This window comes from Pedobacter sp. 01N310 (assembly GCF_056399805.1).
Window position 1 is genome coordinate 49,729 of record NZ_JBFTSB010000003.1, and the last position, 19,272, is coordinate 69,000.

Below are 19,272 nucleotides of genomic sequence, written 5' to 3' on the forward strand. Positions count from 1 at the left end.
ATTAACTCCGCCAGTCTATCTGTTTAGCGTATTACAGGCTCGTAGCTGGTTAACCAGCGCTAATTTTTCTTTTATTTTTCAACCTTACGGTCATTCTCATGGCCTCAATTTACTGGAACTTACCGCAAAAGATTTAACAGGCGTTTAAAGCAAATGTTCAGCTATTGTTAATTCTAAGCCAACAAGATTAAGATCGTGCATAGAATTAAGCGATAGGTATGGAAGTATTCGTAAAAATGAACTCTTTTTCGCCCGATTTTTAAACCCGTTCGTCGAGAATTAAGCTGTGTTGGTATAATTGAGGGTTTTCTACTGCAACGTTTTGGCCATCGTGGTGTCTTATCTACAAAACAATCACAAAATATTAATTAAAAATATAAATAACGGCATTATGAAAACCTCAATCAAAACCCTAACAAAATCAGTATTAGCAGCTATCGTTTTAACTTCTGCTATTTTCTCAACAAGTGTAATGGCAGGCGAGAAACAGCCAATCAAAATATCGGCACCTAAAAACATCAGCCAGGTTATTGTAAGTGGCAATGTAGAAATTACGTTGATACAAGGAGAAAAAGAAAGTGTGAGCTACAATGATGATAACACTGGTAAAGTAAAAGTGATCCAAGACGGATATGCACTAAAAATCAGTTCAGTAGATAGAAATACGGCTAAGATTACAGTTTATGTAAAAAATATTTCCAGAGTACAGGCTTCTGAAAATGCCGTAGTAAAAACAGCTGGCAAATTGGATACTAAATATCTTCAGTTATTCTTAAAAGGAAATGCGGTTGCAGAAATCGATTCGGATACAGAAAGTTTATATACTGTAATTGAAGGCCGTGCAGATTTAAAATTAAGTGGCGCTACAGGAGAACATACTTTAGTAATGGGAAGCACACCAAAATTGAATCTAGATAGATTTGCAGCAATGAAAACACAAATGAGCTCACCAGTAACCGGTACAGAACAAACTGCCTCATTAGCAAAATAATAAATAAAAATTTAACATTCGAAGAGCGATGAAATCTATTCATCGCTCTTTTTTGTTTACACACCACTTACGCTTAAGCCGTAACCTCTTTTTTTGGCACCAGGCATTGTAATTAACCTAATAAGATGCAAACAGGCCAAATAGGAAAGGGCATTTTCTATTCTTGCTTTTTTGGTAAACTGATCATTTCCTTTAGATTTGCTAAATCGTTTTACTGTTATAGGCAGGATTAAAAAGATTTACATCATTAATGATACAGTCGGCAACTCGTCAGCGTTAAATATCGTTTTTGAAAAATGTTATGTTTGCCACACCTAATCGAAATTCTTGAAATGAAAAAATATACATATTGTTTATTGAGCGCAATATTTTTGCTAATAGCTTGTATCAATTTCGCACATGCACAAGCTAAAAAACAACCCGTAGACTATGTTAACCCATACATTGGTAACATTAGCCATTTACTTGTACCCACTTATCCTACTATTCATTTACCTAACAGCTTATTGCGGGTTTATCCGGAGCGTGATAATTTTACCAGTAATACTATAGATGGTTTGCCTGTTGTGGTTACCAGCCACCGGGGCAGCTCGGCCTTTAATTTGAGTCCCTTTCAGGGCGACCTCAAAAATGTGGGTAACGTAATTTCTTATGGCTACGACAATGAGGTGATTAAACCTTATTATTATGAGGTTGACCTCGATGATTTTGGGATAAATGTACAATTTGCGCCGTCGCACCAATCGGGGATATATGCGCTCAACTTTTCGCAAACAAATGCTCCGGCTTACCTGGTTTTAAACACCAGAAACGGAGCGCTGAAGGTGAGCCAAAATGTTGTAAGTGGTTTTCAGAAACTAGACAATAATACCAAGGTTTACCTCTACTTCGAAACTGATTTAACACCCCTTGAATCAGGCAAGCATCATGGAACTAAAATTGATTCCAGGGAACAGTCTGCTTCCGGCCGTGATGCTTATCTTGTTTTAAAATTTCCTGCTCAAACCAGGCAGATTAAAGCACGTTATGGCATATCATTTATCAGTGAAGAACAGGCAAAACAAAATCTCCGTCGAGAAATCAAGGATTATAACCTGAACCAGGTGGCGCAGACAGGAAAGAATATCTGGAATGCCACACTTGGAAAGATCATGGTAACAGGCACCGATGAAACAGCCAAAACCATATTTTACACATCCCTTTATCGCACTTACGAAAGAATGATCAGCTTATCTGAAGATGGAAAGTATTTTAGTGCCTTCGACGGAAAAGTGCACAATGATAATGGTATGCCATTTTTTACCGACGACTGGATTTGGGATACCTACCGGGCAACACATCCACTCCGTGTGATTATTGAGCCAAAAATGGAAGGCGATATGATTAATTCTTACCTGCGAATGGCACAACAGATGAAAGACCATTGGATGCCAACTTTTCCGGAGGTAACTGGTGATAGCCGGAGGATGAACAGCAATCATGGCGCGGCCACCGTAATTGATGCTTATAACAAGGGTTTGAGAAATTTTAATCTTGATGAAGCTTATCAGTATTGTAAAGCAGCCATTACCGAAAAAACCCTGGCCCCGTGGTCTTCAAAAAAAGCAGGTGTTTTAGATCAATTTTTTAAAGATAAGGGCTATTTCCCTGCTTTACCTGAAGGTGAAAAAGAAACCGCAGCAGAAGTCCATGGTTTTGAAAAACGCCAACCGATAGCCGTTACCCTGGGTACGGTTTATGATGAATGGTGCCTGGGCAATATTGCTCAGCAATTAGGTAAAACCGATGAAGCAAAATACTTTTTAGATAAAAGTAGCAGCTACCATACGGTGTTTAATCCGGACACCCGATTTTTTCATCCGAAAGATGTGGAAGGTAAATTTATTAAACCGCTGGATTACCGCTTTTCGGGCGGACTTGGTGCCAGAGAAACTTACGATGAAAACAATGGCTGGCTTTACCGATGGGATGTGTTGCACAACCTGGGCGATTTGGTAAATATGATTGGCGGCAAACAGGCTTTTGTTGACGAACTGGAGAAAATGTATAATACACCGCTTGGGAAAAGCAGATTTGATTTTTATTCGCAGTTGCCTGATCATACGGGTAATGTTGGGCAGTTTTCTATGGGTAATGAACCTGCCATGCACATTCCTTACTTATACAATTATGCGGGACAGCCCTGGCGCACGCAAAAAAGGGTAAGGAGTTTATTAAGTCAATGGTTCCGTAATGATTTAATGGGTATTCCTGGCGATGAAGATGGCGGTGGCCTTACTTCTTTTGTAGTATTTTCGCAGATGGGTTTTTACCCGATAACCCCAGGCTTGCCCATGTATGTAATTGGCAGCCCCACTTTTGCCAATGTAAAACTTGACCTGGGAAATGGCAAAAAGTTTGAGTTAAACTGTATAAACTATTCTCCTGAAAATAAATACATCCAATCGGCTAAACTGAACGGGCAAGTATGGAATAAATCGTGGTTTGCTCACGAGGATTTAATGAAAGGGGGCAAATTGGAGTTGGTAATGGGCAAACGTCCGAATAAACTATGGGCAGCGGATGAAGCGTCACTTCCCCCTTCATTTAAAATGCCTGCGAAATAAAATGACTGGAGATTTTGGGAGATTAATATTGTTTTCAGGTATTATCTCCCCAGCATACCATTAGTTATTGCTGGAACTAAATGATAGGTGATTTACACCCATCATGATAAAAAATGCTGTACCAATTCTTCCCACTCCTGGTCTAATGATAATTGTGGCCTTTTCTCTCCGGCTTTAGCATACCAATAATCGGCATTCCAAATATCGCCTTCTTTGCGGTGCAGGTAGGCGTGGATGCGGGCAGAGGCAACATCGCCTAAATGGTCGACCTGGTTATGGGCCGTATGCCAATCTCCTTTTGCATCATACCAGAGTGCGCGCAATTGAACTGATATGTTACTATCAGGCCTATCTTCTTTTAATGACATTCTAAATTCAGCTATATTCTTCATTAACTTCTGATTCTATTTTAACGATTATACAAAATAATCGTTAAACAGTATGATTGCCGCCTGATAAAAAAAATTATTTCGATTAATATTTTCGTTGCTTTCCACATCTTTTAATACCAACACAAAACGCTAGACCACAAATACCTATAGTTAATTACTCCTTTACGATATTTGTTTTAGCCGCCCAATTTTTGTACCCTGGCGCCTTAGCATAAAAACCATCACCTGAAAAACTTGTTGTAAAACTGGGCATCGTTATTAATAGCCCCTTTAAAAAAAGCAATTATGGATTCAGGAACTATTTTATACAGCAATTTAGAAGAGCTCTCAAAAAGTAGTTATCAATTAACAGACGGCGAGGCAGACATTAAAGGTTGGCCAGTAAGAAATGAAGCTGGCGATTCGGTTGGAAAGGTGCGCGACCTCCTATTTGATCCCGAGCAAAATGCGATACGCTATGTTATTGTGGAGCTTGTCGATATGGGCGAAGATTTGGAGGAAAAGGCCGTGCTGATACCCATCTGGCTCGCAAATTTAGGCGAAGATAAAAAAGAAGTTATTTTACCCGATATCCACCAGGATCAGTTTAGGGCAATGCCGAGATATATTATTGGTGAGGTTACCCCTGAATTGGAGAACCAGATCCGAAGCATAATTGGAAGTCCGGCGGCGTTGCGGATGGAAGATGAAATTGTAGAGATTGACCGTGCAAACTTTTATCGTCACCATCATTTCGATAAGAATAGTTTTCCGGAGCACAATCCCCGCAATCAGGATTCCGACCCGTTAATTTAATGGATACGTTAAATTTGTAAATGATGTATATGCCTCGCTAGTATAGTTTATATTCAAAAAACGAGGTTGTATCATAAGGCGATTTCACCTCAGATGATGTATGTTGTCCAAAGGACTCCTACGGAGAGCTTATCGCAACACCTTAAGACCCTTCGACAAGCTACCATTCACAGACTCCAATGGAATGATCGTCATCTCGACCGAAGCACTGCGGAGTGTTCCAAAGGAACTCCTTCGGAGGAGAGATCTTTGAACTATGTTATTGAAATCAAATTTAAAGATCTCTTCCCGAATCTTCGGGATCGAGATGACGATACTTCTAATCAGCTCACCTCTTTAAAATTCTTCTGTCATTAATATTGATTTTTATAAAATAAATTATTCCTATCAACAACAAATTCCAAAAGAAGGTCGTCATTGCGAGGAGGAACGACGAAGCAATCTTTCATGCTAGTGATCCTTTCGATAAAGATTGCTTCGTCGGCAAAAAAGCCTTCTCGCAATGACGATTTCCCATCGTTTATCGTCCTTAAAATACCATGTCGTTTATATTGATTTTATACAATAAATTAACCCTACCATTGACAGATCCCATAAGAAAGGTCGTCATTGCGAAGTATTAAAAGCATATACATAATCCTGTAGTGCTTGTGTTCTGATTAAAAAATCAATCCTAATTCCTATTTTTGAAAACCTATATTCCCATAACGGATAATATTCAATACTGCCTAAGCTCAATGATAACACGAAATTCTTTTTACCCAGCCATACGGAACTTAATATCTCTACTCCTTATCTTATTTTTTTCTGGCCATGTGTTTGCGCAGAAAGATAAGCCTGTAGATAAGGGGCAGGATGTATCTATTCTTTCAGATTCTGCTACATTGACCAAAGGCGATTATCTTGCGCACCTGGAAAAAGTATTTGAAACCGTAAATAAAGTTCCGGTTACCGTTGGCTCCTTTAAGAAACTTAAACCCATAGAAGCACATTTAACGCAGGATGAAGCTGCACTGGCATTGCTTAAAAGCAGGTTAACCCAAAGCGACAGATCCCCTAACCTGCAAAACCTGCAGATGGATCAAACCCTGCTGGAAGAACTACAGAGCAATAATAAAGATTGTTTGTCAGACCTTGATGAATATGAAAAGGAGTTGCGGGCTTTAAAAACAGAGATTCTTAACCTGCGTAAAGATACCGTACTGATTAAAGTATTTACGGTACCTGCCATACAGGTTATGTTTAAAGAGCAGTTTGCAGAGTTAAAGAAGAAACGTATAGTGATGGATAGTCTACTGAAAACGACTACTTTATCAATCAACAACCTGCAGGCCAGAACCTCTTCTAACCTCATCAATATTAAAGAGTTGATGTACCTTACCGATAGTCAGCTCGATGCTGTAAGCATTAAAGCTTTTGGTAAAGAGCGCCGTTATTTGTGGGAAACAGTAAACAGACGGGCCAATAAAAGCATGGGCTTCCGAAGGTTTATTAAAGGAGAACAAGAAATATCGGGCTATTATTTTGTGTACACCAGAAGCAGCCGATTGTTATTACTTTTTACCTGTACCATATTCTTCTTTTGGGTATTTTTCAATTTTAGAAGCGTAAAACAGCGGGGGCGTTTAGAAACCCTTGATGGTTTTTCACTTGTTAGTCCGCAGCCTTATTTAATTACTTTTATCATGCTCTTTGCACTGGCCCCTATATTCGATCTGAGGGCGCCTGCACTTTACATAGAAGCTGTAGAGATTATACTGGCCATTTTGCTTACTGTATTTTTCCGTAAAAAGCTAGGCTCAAAGTTATTTTACTATTGGTGCATATTTGTGGTACTTCTTCTTGCTCCGGTTTTTTTACGCCTTTTGGGTATGCCACCAAGATACCAGCGCTGGCTGCTGCTGTTTTTAACCATCAGCTCCGTTGCCTATGGCATTATGGTATGGAAAATGCTTGATGAGAAAACCAAAAGATACAGAATGATCCTCACTACGGGTTTTATTTACGTTGGCTTTGCCATCATTGCCACCTTTTGTAATCTATTTGGCCGCTTTACCCTCACGCAGATTTTTTATTCTACTGGGGTAAGCTCGCTCTTAAATGCCATATCGCTAACCATCCTGGCGAAAGTATTGGTGGAGGCCTTTTTGTTGCAGATGAAAAGCAGCAGGATCCGTAAAGGATTTCCAGAGTATTTTGATTGGCAGCCCGTAATTACCGGACTTAAAAGGCTAACCGGCATTGGTGCTACCATTATCTGGTTTATAATATTTACCACCAACCTGAATATTTTTAACGGACTATACGAATTGGTAATGGAAATCCTCACGGAAAAAAGAACCATAGGCAACTTCTCTTTTACCTTTGGCGGCATCGTATTGTTTTTGGGCATTATCTGGGTTGCCAACTTTTTGCAGAAATACATTGCTTATTTCTTTGGCGATACAGGCGATGACAGTTTTGATGATAACAAAGGAGAGCGTTCGAAATTACTCGTAACCCGTTTGGTGTTATTAATTGGGGGCTTTTTAATCGCTGTTGCTGCCTCCGGACTGCCAATTGATAAAATCACGGTTATTCTTGGTGCATTGGGTGTTGGAATTGGGTTGGGCTTACAGAATATTGTAAGCAATTTTGTATCGGGGATTATCCTAATTTTTGATAAAACCATCCGAATTGGCGACATTGTGGAGCTGAGCAATAAAAAAGGAAGAGTAAAGGAAATCGGCGTACGCTCCAGTACCTTACTTAGCGACGAAGGCGCCGAAATTATTATCCCTAACGGTTCTATTTTATCGAACAACATCATCAACTGGACGCTGAGTAACAACCAGATGCGGGTAGATATTTCTTTATTGATTGCAAAGCCCTTTAATTCTACTGAAGTGGTAAACCTGATCAGGGAAATTATTATAGAGAACAGCAATGTTTTTATCAGCAAAGAACCTATTATTATGATCAGCCCGGTGAGTAAGCTGAACAGTACCATCAATATTTATTTCTGGTGCAAGGATATTTCTAAAGCCGACTTAACCAGAAGCATGATCAATGCACAGATATTTGAGGCATTTGAACAGAAGAACATCGAAATTTTATAATTGCAGATAACATGAGCAAATTTATCCTTTCTGAAATCAATATTTATCCTATCAAATCTCTGGGCGGTATCCGGCTTGAAAAAGCACATCTTGAAGAAAAAGGCCTGCAATATGACAGAAGATGGATGCTTGTTGATGCGGAAGGTATATTTATTACCCAACGGAAACATTTTGAACTGGCAATGCTTCAGGTGAATATTGGGGATGGTAAATTAACTGTTTCCCATAAAACATTACCTGAGCAAAACATATCATTTTCTTTGGATGAAGATACCGGAGAACAGTTATCTGTTGTAATATGGAACGATACCGCCACTGCACTTGAAATAAATAAAACAGTAAGCGATTGGTTCTCCAATTTCCTAAAATTTAAGGTTAGATTGGTAAAAATGCCTTTAACCGAAAAAAGATTGGTCGATCGGGATTATGCTTCGAATGATGAAGTGGTTAGTTTTGCCGATGGTTATCCCTGCCTGCTTATCGGCCAATCGTCGCTCAATGGGCTTAATGAAAAGCTCGCCGATCCAATACGAATGGACCGTTTCCGCCCAAATTTTGTTTTTACGGGCGGGGAGCCACATATTGAAGATAGTTTTAAAACCTTTCACATTGGTGATGTATTGTTTTCGGCCGTAAAACCATGTGCCAGATGCGTGCTCATTACCATCGATCAGCAAACTGGTGAAAAAGGGCAGGAACCATTAAGAACATTGGCCAGCTACCGTACGGTAGGTAAAAAAATCATGTTTGGCCAGAATCTGCTTCATCAGCAATCGGGAATTATCTGTGTCGGCGATGAGCTAAAGGTTGTAGACTGGAAAGGGAAAAACTAACTTCCTATAAAGGCCTATAGCATACAAACTGGATCCAGTTAATAAACCTATACATTCATCAACTGGATCAATTTTAATACTTTAATTCAAAGGATGAAAAAGAGGCCCTTTGCGCTGGATTTCCTTTAAAATGAAGACCAATACGAGGGCTCCTATCCCATTGTGGCAAAAAATTACCAGTAACCTTTTCTTTTGAGGGAAGGTTTTGCCATTCCTGATCTCCTTGCTTAAAAAACACCAGCAGGCCTGAATCTGCCATGGCCTTCATTTTAAGTTCTACCTGGCCTCTTGCTGATATCTTTGTTTTCGAGAGCACAGTTCTGCCCTTATTGTCTACCTTCCAAAATTCTACTTCATCTCCAATTACCCCCACGCCTACAGCAGCATTGGCATCGCCATAATACACCAGGCCCTTTAAGGCATCGTTTGTGTTGTTAACTGTTGCTGTAACTTCAAAAACACCTGATACCGGTCTAACGGTTAATGCGATTCCGCTTAAATTATCTTTTTTAATATTGCCCGATAAATGGATCTGACTATTTAGCTGTGAAATTTTCGGAGAGGAGTTCCTAAAATCCCATTGCCATTTTTTATCTATATCGGGCTTGGTAAAGGTAATTTTCAGATCATTATTAATGTTTGGTCCACTTTGCGCTTTGAGTGCCGGCCATGCGTTGTTTTGTGGCCACACCAGTTGCGCCAGCATGCCCTGCCTGCCGCTAAAAACATTGGTGTTTTTATTATAAGCGTGATAGAGGTAATAACATTTTTCATCTGCTGTTTTTACGAAAGTACCGTGCCCAGAACATTTCCAGTACGCATTCTCTGCCAATAAGGGGTTGGCCTCATAAAGCGCATATGGTCCGGCAAATAATTTTGATCTCGCTACCCTAACATTATAATCACACTGCGCGCCGCAGCAGTTTCCGGAAGAATAAAAAAGATAGTAATATCCATCTTTTTTCAGGATACTCTGCCCCTCCAGACCAATGCGTTGTTCATCTTTAAGCAGGGAAAAAGGTTCTCCCTCAATGTGAAGACCATCCTGCGAAAGTTTATAGGCCAAAATTTCAATTGGCCGCTTATCAAGGCCATATGCTTTAAAGGTAATGTATCTTGTAGCACCATCGAGATAAACAAATGCATCGATCGACTCTTTACCGTAATCGATTATTACGCCTTTATCTACAAAGCCCCGGTCTGGAAATTTAGAAGTTGCCACGCCAATGCACGAAACGTTGTCGCTTTTTCGCCTTGCGGTATAATAGATGAAATAGGTTTTGTCATGATAGTCATATTCCGGTGCCCAGAACGAACCCGAAGTCCATTGGGGTGCATGCTCAAAAACATACCCAGTCTGCTTCCAATCGAGTAGATTTTTAGAAGTATAGATAGGGAAATGTGGTGCCCATTCGGAAGAAGTACCGATGACATAATACTGGTTATTGGCCCTGATGATGGATGGATCGGCAAAATCTCCGGCAATTACCGGCTCTATAGCAACCTGTGCAGATAAAAGATTCGCAATCAGGAGCAGTTTAACTGTTATCACTAACATGAGGTATTTTATAGACTTCATTTTATTATTTCGTTTTTTTTGCTAAAAGCCAGTTGTTGGCGTGATTTCAAAATTGTTATATCACTAAAGGGACAATTACCTGAGTTTAACTTCTTTTTTGATATTTATGCTTTCACTTATAATCCGTACCGGACCTAAAAGTCCAGATTCCAATAAAGGTGAATCTGAACTGTATTGCTTAGATGTGGTAAAGGTAAATCTGCCACTGGTTCGTGGCTTGCCGTTTAACAACCATTGCGGCCATTTACCATCGGCAATCCCATCATCGGGTTTTGCTTCATCGCCGATCAGCCGGTTAGCCCAAAGGTTGGCAATTTCTATAAGGAGTTCGTTTTTCCCTGGTTTAACCTGAGCGGAAATATCGATTTTCCAAGGCGGTGTCCATAACACCCCAACCACTTTTCCATTAAGGCTTACACGGGCAAGGTTTTTCACCTTTCCAAGCTCCAGATAGGTTTTTCCTTTAAGCTTACCTGCTTTAAAATCAAAAGATTTTTGGTAGGCTGCAATCCCTGAATAATATTTGATGCCTTCAAGTTTGTTTTTAGACCAATCAGATAAGGAATCAAAAGCCACTTTTTTGGGCCCTCCCCATTTCGGGTCAAAACTCACTTCCCATGGTCCTTTTAGGGTAAGCAATTCCTGTCGCTGTGTTTCACGCAAACCAGCTACCTGCGTAATGCGATTTTCCTTCGAAAACACCACAAAGCAGCTCTGATAAGGCGCCAATGCTATTGGGATCATCGTTTTTTTATTAGCAACAGTGAAATCGTTTACCTGTTTAATCTTAGCGGTAACCGCATCCCAAATCTCCGGAGCACCTTTTACCGACCTGAAAGCAGCTTTAAAACTGATAGCGCTATCGCTGGTATTAGAAAGGAAATAAATATCCCAATTCTCATTGGTACGATGGGTATATCTTACAGGCGCCGTTGTAACGAAATCCTCTTCCAATGGTAATGTATGTAGTACCTCAGCTGTCTGTCTGTAATGAGGATAAAGATGGTCCTGTTGTTTACGTAACGCTTCTCCCCAGATGATTGTTCCTTTACCGTAACGTTTTGTCTCCTGCGTTTTCGGCAATTGCCCCTGCCCCCATATTTCGCGGACGATCTTTTCAATCTGCTGATCACAACCTGGATAGCCCATCAAACTAGGAGAACGCTTTGGTGGGTTACCGATAACGGTTGCGCCTTTGCCGATCAGTGATGAAATCTTGGTAAGCAGCTCAGGTGTCATGGTTTCACTTTCGGGAAGTACCATTATGCGGTATCTGGCACCGCTTGGAAATACAATATAGCGGTTTTCTACATTCGCTTCCATAAGCTGTGCAGGTGCGCATCCATCAAAATTATAACCTCTGCGGTCGGCCAGGGTATCGCCTCTCAACGCTGAAGAAGGGGGGACAAAAACATGCGGTGAACCTTCTGGAGTTAGATAAAGAATATCGGCAACCGTTCTTCCTTGCTGCAACAGGTATTGGCATCTGCTTACATAGGCATGATAAGCATCTACCATGGGCCACCAGGTCTGGTTTCTGTCCCAGTGTACACCATATGGCCCCATCGTTGCCCCAGGTTTGAGCGAATCTGGCAAAAACTGATTCTGAAAGGTGTGGTATACAAAGCGGTTCACCCCGGCCGCAAATGCCCAGTCTCCCTGGTTTTTCATGCTGGTTGGATGTTGTTTCCAACCTTCATTATCCTGAGCGGTAAAAGCTTCAGCCGGAATAAGCGAACGGCCCATCACATGACCTATCGAAGTGGCCTCAATAACGCTATAAGTAGAATTGAATCCAAATCCTTTACTCCAGAATTCGGCCATGGGTACATCTGCCACCGCGCCAAGCCGAAGATCGGCGGTTGGGTTCATATCATAAGGCTCGATGGAAAGGGATAAGCCATAACGGTGCGCATAGGCTTTTACCTGTTCTGCATGGTTTTTCAGGATAAGTTCCTGAGCAGTCTCTCTCAGGTCCCATAAAAAACGTTCGCTCTCTTGCAAACTACCTACAATGTGCCCTGAATAGACAGGAAAATACTTTAGCGGATCATAGCCCCTGCTTTTGATAAAAGCTAGTCTAAAACTGCCTGTCCAGTTCTGTGCGCCCATTTCCCAGCTGTCCATGTGTAATCGCTTAAGCCCACCCGTAATATCTTTCCTGGTTTTGTTTATACTACCCAACAGTTTACCCACATAGGTATCCAAATGATGGTTTAATGCAAGGGTATCGAATTTATCAGATTCAAAGCCCAGGCCAGGAACAGGTGCCGGCCTGGTAATTGCCCCGTTATTGCAGGCCCCAAAGCGCATAACCGTCCATTTGCCGGCAGGTGGGGTCCAGTTCAGCGCACCATCTGAAGACATTTTGGAAGTGAGGTCTAAAATAGCTGATTTTTCTATGCCTTTGCTCTTTCCTGCCTGCCCGGCAAATGGGGAGGAAAGATATGGTTTTACCGTTCCAGAACTATAAGGCGCACGGTAGTAAAGGGCCTTTTCATCAATATCTGCTATTTTGGTTGTGTGTTCTTCAAAAGGAAAAGCCAGCACAACTACATCTTTATAATAAGCCATCCACTCCTTTTTAAAATCCACGGTGAGATTGTCTTCACCGAAAAATGGCCTTTTTGGTATAGGAACAGGTAGCATGATCTTGCCTTTATCTGCCGATGAAACCACTACCTGACTGGAAACAAGGTGCTGCATAGATTCCTCAGCTTTTACCCAAGGCCCACCACTTCCTGTCCATCCCGGCCCTATGCCTAAAGTAATCTCGATGTCAAGCCGTCTGGCTTCTCTTTCTGCATGTGCAAAAAGACTGATCCACTGTTTGCTTAAAAAATCTACTTTGCCGCGGGGTATGCCCACATTAACTTCGAGAAAAACCAGGTTACCGATACCGGCTTTTTTCATGGATTCGAGATCTTTGCTTATCGATTCTTTAGATAGGTTCCCATCCATAAAATACCAGTATACCCCAGGTTTATAGCTATCCTTTGGAAGGAGGAAGTTAGTCTTCATTTTACTTATACCCTGTTTTGGCACATCGATCTGCGATTTCACAACGTTGGTCGCAAAAAAGCATAAAATCAGATAAATATATTTATTTCTCAAAAATGCCATGGTGTTTGAATAGTTGAGCGCTTTCATTTTCTGGTATATTATATATTTGGTTAAAATCGGCTCACTATGATGTAAAACTACTTCATTAAGCAATCTGTAAGTAAATCGTTTTATTAACAAATATATCATAATTCAGATCAGCTGTTTTTACCGAAATGCATTTTATTTTTCTTTATTTGATAAATATTTTTGCCTAAGCGGCAGGAGCAGATTAATCTATTGAACCGGAGAAGATATAGGTGAGCATACCCGGAACATTTGCATGTGTATTTTGATAATCGCTTTGCGCAATTTCAAACCCCATTTTTTCAAGTAGTTTTACAGAAGGCGGGTTATCGCTGGATGGGCAAGCAATAATGGTTTTAATGCCCATTACCTCAAATGCATACCTGAGTATACAGGTAATAATCTCTACCATGATACCTTTACCCTGAAACTCAGGAAGCAACTCATATCCTAGTTCCACGGTCTCATTCTGAATATCAAAATTCCAGAGGCAGGCTGCTCCTATCATTGCGGCATCACCCTTATAAGAAGCAACCCAGTATATAGATTCATCATTATTGATCAGGTTGTCAATTTTATTGATGTATGCAACGGCTTCGTTAATATGAAGAAAGGGCGCCTTACCTGTTAAGGCAGCCACTTCAACATCCGAACGCAATTGATAAATTACCGGAGCATCTTCCAGCGAAAGTCTGCGAAGGACCAATCTGTCGGTTTCGAGTACAGGGAAAGTGGAAAAATCGAGTTGTTTCATCTGGTTAACTTAAGGAAGAATTGCTGCAGTCAAGATTATTATCTAGCGGAAGATAACGATTTTTCCATATGAATTAAAGTTTCTCGATCAGTACAAGGCGAATATAACCAATTACCACTTAAAGGTACTTGCTGGCAGGGAGCATCGACGCCGACTCACGGAAGAAAGCCCCAAAGCAGGGCCTGGCTTTACCTTTTAGGTAACCAAAAGGTAAAGAAAAGGTAACCAAAGGGTTAACCTGGGGTTAACTTGGTATAGAGAAAGGGTAAACAACAGGTACAGAAGGGGTAAATAAAATTTGCGTTTTTTTTGATTGTCCTATACAAAGTACCCTTGCGTTGCGGACAAAAAAAAACTCATTTACAATAATAAAATCATTGAAGTTGTATCATAAAAATAGAATTGTCATCCTGTCCAAAGGACTCCTACGGAGAGAGTAATTTATTTTATAAAAATCAAAATGGATGACAGAAGCTTTTTTTTTGTAGTGGTATGCTACGAAGAATAGTCATTGCGAGAAGGCTCTTTCAGCCGACGAAGCAATCTTACAACGATCGCTACTAGCGTGCGCATTAAGATTGCTTCGTTCCTCGCAATGACGACCTTTCTTAACAGATCTGTCAATGGTATTCTGTCTAATCTACAGATACAATTGCAGCGCACCTTTTTATGCTGAGCATACGAAAAGCGATAACCCTACTGCTATTGCTTTACCGATACATTTATCTGATAAAGCTTATCGTGCAAAGCTTTCATCTGTGCTTCAGAAAACTTGATATCTTTTCTATCATAGGTCATCAAGCCGTTGGTTTCTACTTCAACATCGGTAGTTTGAGTATACACTCCGGCAGAAAGCCCTAATGGGATTAATTCTGCTAAACGTTTCGTAAACTGCGCGTATTTATTAAACAAATCGATTTTGTTTTTAAAACTCTGATAGCCCCAGTTATTTTTCTGTTGCCACACGTGGCCATCAATAGGCAGGCCAAGCCCACCAAACTCGCCCAGTACAAGGGCATAGTCTTTTCCAAAATAATCAGGACTAGGCATAGCCGGATGTGGGTAATTGTGCAGGTCGATAATATCGCCAACCGGATAAAAATTACCTCCACTGGCCGTATTCACTAATCTTGAAGGATCTTTCTCTTTTGTCCATTTGGCAATTTCTACTGTTTTAAACTGCCCCCAGGCCTCATTGAAAGGTGTCCATACTACAATAGAAGGCACATTATAAAGTGCATCGATAATGGCATTCCACTCTTTTTTGTAATATCCTTCAGATTCGGCACTTCTGTTTTTATCCGATCCATGGTCTAAAATACCTGGGCGGTTTTCCCAGCCGTTACCCAGGTCGCCGCTTGGCATATCCTGCCAAACCAGCATACCTGCTTTATCGCAGTAGTAATACCAACGTGCGGGCTCTACTTTAATGTGTTTTCTGATCATATTAAAACCCATTTCTTTGGTTTTATCTATATCGAACTTTAAAGCGGCATTTGTTGGTGCAGTGTAAAGCCCATCTGGCCACCAACCCTGATCTAAGGGACCATACTGGAAAACAAATTCGTTGTTTAAGAGCATGCGCTGAATACCGTTCTGATCTTTGCCGATTGAGGTTTTGCGCATGGCAAAATAACTTTTCACCTCATCTACCTTTTTATTTTTAGAGATCAGCTCAACTTTCAGGTCGTATAAAAATGGATTTTTAGTATTCCAAAGTTTAGGGTTCGCAATTTTTAAACTGATTGCGCCAGTGCCATCAGTGGTCTGTTCAGCCACTTTGGTTGTACCATCCCATGCCGAAACCTTAACCTGATCTCCTGCAGCGGCACCTGTTAAAAATGGGCTAACCGTTACGGTTTGCTGATCGATATCAGGCGTTATTTTAATATGATCGATATGTATTTTGTTTACCGCCTCGATCCACACTGTTTGCCAGATACCGGTTACCGGGGTATACCAGATGCCCTCCGGTTTTTTTACCTGTTTTCCCCTTGGTTGAGGGCCTTCATCCGTCGGGTCCCAAACTTCTACGGTTAAAGTCTGGTTTCCACTCTTGTTTAAAAACGGCGTAATATTAAAACTGAAAGGATCGAAACCGCCTTCATGTTTACCTACCTCTTTACCGTTGATACTCACCGTACTTCTCCAGTCAACAGCACCGAAATGAAGCAAAATTTCTTTGCCTTTCATGCTTGCAGGCACAGTAAAGCTGGTTTTGTACCACAGCAAGCTATCTTTACCTACTGTTTTGCCAACACCCGAAAGGGAAGATTCTACCGCAAAAGGCACAAGGATTTTACCCTGATTAATTGCCGGCTGTTGTGATTTTGCAGAAATGGCATAATCCCAAAGTCCGTTGAGGTTTTTCCAGTTACCAGTACGCTCAAACTGGGGCCGCGGATATTCCGGTAATACATTTTTAGGATTGACTTCCTGGGCCCATGGTGAAGAGATTTTCCCTTTTACCATCGACCACGATTTGTCCTGCTGCTGCGCAGAAAGGGAAAGTGAGAGTCCCAGCAGCGAGAAAAGGATAGATACTTTTTTGTTCATTGGTTTAAATTTGTGTGTTAAAGTTGGGTTTGGCAACGCTATTGAGTTAAGTATTAACTAATGTCAGTCTGTCCAAAGGACTCCTTCGGAGAGCTTATCATCCTTCAACCCGGCTATCAAGGACATATTCTAAAAATCGGCGTCATCTCGACCGGAGCAACGCGTAGTGGAGAGATCTTTGGACTAGATTAAAAGATCTCTCCACTACGGTCGAGATGACGATCGATTGTAAACCTGTCATCCATCTCCTTTTTTTTGGCTAAATACTAACTTCTATCAATGAAAGAAGAATATGGTTTATTTGTTGTTAAGTTTTTTAATCAGGTTAACTTCATCCAGGCGGTACGGGGTACCATCGGGCTGAAAGATTTCGTGAAACCACTCAATCGGATCAGATCCATCGGCAAGCGGGGTATCCCATGCATATTTGGTGTTGGTTTTACCCGCAGCAAAACCCCAGTTAATGGCGCCTACATTTTCGTTTTTTAGCATCGGCAAAATGTTAGCGAAACGGCTATTGCGTGATCTCGCCATATATTCGGTACAGATTAATGGACGACCGCTGGCTTTTAACAGATCGATGGTTCTTTGGTGCCAGTCTGGTGCCTCATAGTTATGGTAGGTTACAATATCTGAGTTGGCCAGCTGTATTTCGTTAAGCTTTTCGAAACCCCAGCTCCACAATCCGATAGAAATCGGCTGATCGGGATTAACCGACCTTGCCCAGTTAATGGTTTTGGTTAACAAAGGTATGGTGGCTTCTAACTTTCCGCTATTTCCGGGTTCATTGTACAAATCCCATAACAGAATCCTTTTATCATGTGCAAAATAGGTAAGTACATCCTTTACATATTTTTCGAGTTCAGGGAAATTGGCTTCTTCTTTAAAAGCAGGATCGCCGGGATCTTGCAACCAGCCCGAATTGTGAATACCCGTTTTAGGCTCTGGCTGTTTACCAATGGCCGAAGTTTTATTCCAGCAATCGTCGAAAAAAACAAACATAGGTTTAATACCATGTTTTTGGGTAATGGTTAAAAATTTGTCCATTCTCTTTTTAAAACCTTCAGGATCCTGACTCCAGGCTTTACTGAATAAGAATACGCGCAGCGTGTTAAAACCGATTCCTTCGGCCCAGCCCAGTTCTTTATCGATCAGATCGGGTGAAAAAGTATCGGCCTGCCACATTTCCAGCTGGTTAATTGCATTGGAAGGAATGTAGTTGGCACCTGTTAACCATTTATGTTCTTTGTACCAGGCATTGGCTTTTTCTATCGACCAAACCTTTGCAGGTTCAGCACTTTTTTTTGTTTTTTGTGCAAAACCCAAGCTAATGTTAAAGCTCAAGACAGCAAGTAGCGCGTAGTTTTTTAAGTTCATATCGGTATATCTGATTTAATTTTTATTACGGTTAGCTGGTGATGTTATACTCAATCCGGCTTTTACAGGAGTTCCAAAATTTGGTGTACCATCGGCATTCCAGCTAAATTTTTGGGCCCGGGGCGATCGGAAACCTCCACAGCCCTGGCCCGGTTTATCATTGGCGTGATATAGGATCCAATCTTCTTTTCCATCCGGCGAAGAAAAAAATGAATTATGGCCCGACGCATAAACGCCATCTTTTGGCGATTGCTGAAAAACAGGCTGACCGGATTTTGTCCAGGAAGCAGGTTCGAGCAGATTGCTTCTAGCCGAAGCTGAAAGCATACCCAAAGCATAAAAATCTGTCCAACAGCCACTGGCCGAATAAATGATAAATATTTTATCACCATGCGGCAAAAACTGAGGCCCTTCGTTTACATCCACGTGCGCTCCTCCGCCAAGGTCTCCGATTTTTTCCCAGCTAAATTTGGGTGTAGAAATCTTCACCCGTTTACCCTCTACTGTCCAGGGGTTTTTAAGTTTGGCGATGAAAATTTCCTGCCTGCCATTTTCATCTCCCTCCCATCCAGACCAGATCATATACAATTGGCCTTTAAAATCGATCACATCTCCATCAATGGCCCATTTATCAGTCGGATCGGTAATTTTGCCTTTAAATACCCACTCGCCTTTCATCGGATCGGCAGAAGCATTTTCCAAAACGTACATGCGGTGGTTTTCGTTTCTCCCATCATCGGCTGCAAAATAAGCATACCATTTGCCCCTTAAAAACATCACTTCTGGGGCCCAGATTTCTTTACTGTACATGGTTCCTGCAGGCGCGCGCCAAATGGTTTTCCGCTCCGCATCTCTTAAACCATCCAGGGTTTTGGTTTTCCAAAGATCTACACGGTTTCCTGTAGTATGGGTATAGTAATAATAACCATCTTTATAAAAGCTATATGGATCGGCACCCGATGGCAATAAAGGATTGGTAAATGTTTGTGCATGTAAACCTGTTACGTGTAACAGGCACAATGCGACAAACAGATATCTTATTTTCAAAGCATTCATTTTTAAATTCTTACGTCTTTTATATTTTTTGATCTGCGGCATTCCTTAATCTTTAAAAAAAGCGATTTCTTTTCTTAAATAGGCCTATTTTTATCTCAATATTTCT

At 41.0% G+C, this 19,272-nt stretch carries 12 protein-coding genes; 5 read left to right on the plus strand and 7 right to left on the minus strand.

Annotated elements, in window-relative coordinates:
- The first annotated feature begins 391 nt into the window (after positions 1 to 391).
- Positions 392 to 991: a GIN domain-containing protein gene (locus AC1DNH_RS08420; RefSeq protein ID WP_477609540.1), complete on the plus strand. Its 600-nt coding sequence runs from the start codon at positions 392 to 394 to the stop codon at positions 989 to 991.
- Between the two features lie 332 nt (positions 992 to 1,323).
- Positions 1,324 to 3,597 carry a GH92 family glycosyl hydrolase gene (locus tag AC1DNH_RS08425; protein WP_477584675.1) on the plus strand — a complete coding sequence of 758 codons (2,274 nt, stop codon included), beginning with the start codon at positions 1,324 to 1,326 and terminating at the stop codon, positions 3,595 to 3,597.
- A 101-nt stretch (positions 3,598 to 3,698) separates the two neighbouring features.
- Here AC1DNH_RS08425 and AC1DNH_RS08430 read toward each other — a convergent pair whose 3' ends face one another.
- The gene (locus AC1DNH_RS08430; RefSeq protein ID WP_477584676.1) at positions 3,699 to 3,989 is read right to left on the minus strand and encodes a hypothetical protein; all 291 of its coding nucleotides are present in this window, start codon (positions 3,987 to 3,989) and stop codon (positions 3,699 to 3,701) included.
- Positions 3,990 to 4,274: 285 nt separating this feature from the next.
- Here AC1DNH_RS08430 and AC1DNH_RS08435 point away from each other — a divergent pair, with 285 nt between their 5' ends.
- From AC1DNH_RS08435 to AC1DNH_RS08445, 3 genes are all read left to right on the plus strand, one after another.
- Entirely contained in the window at positions 4,275 to 4,784 is a 510-nt protein-coding gene (locus tag AC1DNH_RS08435) for a PRC-barrel domain-containing protein (protein WP_477584677.1), read from the plus strand.
- Between the two features lie 737 nt (positions 4,785 to 5,521).
- Positions 5,522 to 7,882, plus strand: coding sequence for a mechanosensitive ion channel domain-containing protein (locus AC1DNH_RS08440; RefSeq protein WP_477581946.1), 2,361 nt, complete (start codon positions 5,522 to 5,524; stop codon positions 7,880 to 7,882).
- Positions 7,883 to 7,893: 11 nt separating this feature from the next.
- Entirely contained in the window at positions 7,894 to 8,715 is an 822-nt protein-coding gene (locus AC1DNH_RS08445) for an MOSC domain-containing protein (RefSeq protein WP_477581948.1), read from the plus strand.
- Positions 8,716 to 8,788: 73 nt separating this feature from the next.
- Here AC1DNH_RS08445 and AC1DNH_RS08450 read toward each other — a convergent pair whose 3' ends face one another.
- From AC1DNH_RS08450 to AC1DNH_RS08475, 6 genes are all read right to left on the minus strand, one after another.
- Positions 8,789 to 10,294: a glycoside hydrolase family 43 protein gene (locus tag AC1DNH_RS08450; protein ID WP_477610519.1), complete on the minus strand. Its 1,506-nt coding sequence runs from the start codon at positions 10,292 to 10,294 to the stop codon at positions 8,789 to 8,791.
- 75 nt (positions 10,295 to 10,369) lie between these two features.
- A complete protein-coding gene (locus tag AC1DNH_RS08455; RefSeq protein ID WP_477625308.1) occupies positions 10,370 to 13,444 on the minus strand; it encodes a glycosyl hydrolase in 3,075 nt (1,024 codons plus the stop codon).
- 184 nt (positions 13,445 to 13,628) lie between these two features.
- A complete protein-coding gene (locus AC1DNH_RS08460; protein ID WP_477580395.1) occupies positions 13,629 to 14,177 on the minus strand; it encodes a GNAT family N-acetyltransferase in 549 nt (182 codons plus the stop codon).
- 702 nt (positions 14,178 to 14,879) lie between these two features.
- Positions 14,880 to 16,733 (minus strand): glycoside hydrolase family 2 protein, encoded by a 1,854-nt coding sequence (locus AC1DNH_RS08465; RefSeq protein ID WP_477580393.1) that lies wholly within the window; start codon positions 16,731 to 16,733, stop codon positions 14,880 to 14,882.
- A 297-nt stretch (positions 16,734 to 17,030) separates the two neighbouring features.
- Entirely contained in the window at positions 17,031 to 18,110 is a 1,080-nt protein-coding gene (locus AC1DNH_RS08470; RefSeq protein WP_477580391.1) for a glycoside hydrolase 5 family protein, read from the minus strand.
- Positions 18,111 to 18,125: 15 nt separating this feature from the next.
- Complete coding sequence (locus AC1DNH_RS08475; RefSeq protein ID WP_477625354.1) at positions 18,126 to 19,166, minus strand: glycoside hydrolase family 43 protein; 1,041 nt, start codon at positions 19,164 to 19,166, stop codon at positions 18,126 to 18,128.
- Positions 19,167 to 19,272: the final 106 nt, after the last annotated feature.

What these genes read in the sequence shown, in the direction of transcription:
- AC1DNH_RS08420 (WP_477609540.1), top strand. Translation starts at nt 392, where the DNA reads ATGAAAACCTCAATCAAAACCCTAACAAAATCAGTATTAGCAGCTATC.
- AC1DNH_RS08425 (WP_477584675.1), top strand. Translation starts at nt 1,324, where the DNA reads ATGAAAAAATATACATATTGTTTATTGAGCGCAATATTTTTGCTAATA.
- AC1DNH_RS08430 (WP_477584676.1), bottom strand. Translation starts at nt 3,989, where the DNA reads ATGAAGAATATAGCTGAATTTAGAATGTCATTAAAAGAAGATAGGCCT.
- AC1DNH_RS08435 (WP_477584677.1), top strand. Translation starts at nt 4,275, where the DNA reads ATGGATTCAGGAACTATTTTATACAGCAATTTAGAAGAGCTCTCAAAA.
- AC1DNH_RS08440 (WP_477581946.1), top strand. Translation starts at nt 5,522, where the DNA reads ATGATAACACGAAATTCTTTTTACCCAGCCATACGGAACTTAATATCT.
- AC1DNH_RS08445 (WP_477581948.1), top strand. Translation starts at nt 7,894, where the DNA reads ATGAGCAAATTTATCCTTTCTGAAATCAATATTTATCCTATCAAATCT.
- AC1DNH_RS08450 (WP_477610519.1), bottom strand. Translation starts at nt 10,294, where the DNA reads ATGAAGTCTATAAAATACCTCATGTTAGTGATAACAGTTAAACTGCTC.
- AC1DNH_RS08455 (WP_477625308.1), bottom strand. Translation starts at nt 13,444, where the DNA reads ATGAAAGCGCTCAACTATTCAAACACCATGGCATTTTTGAGAAATAAA.
- AC1DNH_RS08460 (WP_477580395.1), bottom strand. Translation starts at nt 14,177, where the DNA reads ATGAAACAACTCGATTTTTCCACTTTCCCTGTACTCGAAACCGACAGA.
- AC1DNH_RS08465 (WP_477580393.1), bottom strand. Translation starts at nt 16,733, where the DNA reads ATGAACAAAAAAGTATCTATCCTTTTCTCGCTGCTGGGACTCTCACTT.
- AC1DNH_RS08470 (WP_477580391.1), bottom strand. Translation starts at nt 18,110, where the DNA reads ATGAACTTAAAAAACTACGCGCTACTTGCTGTCTTGAGCTTTAACATT.
- AC1DNH_RS08475 (WP_477625354.1), bottom strand. Translation starts at nt 19,166, where the DNA reads ATGAATGCTTTGAAAATAAGATATCTGTTTGTCGCATTGTGCCTGTTA.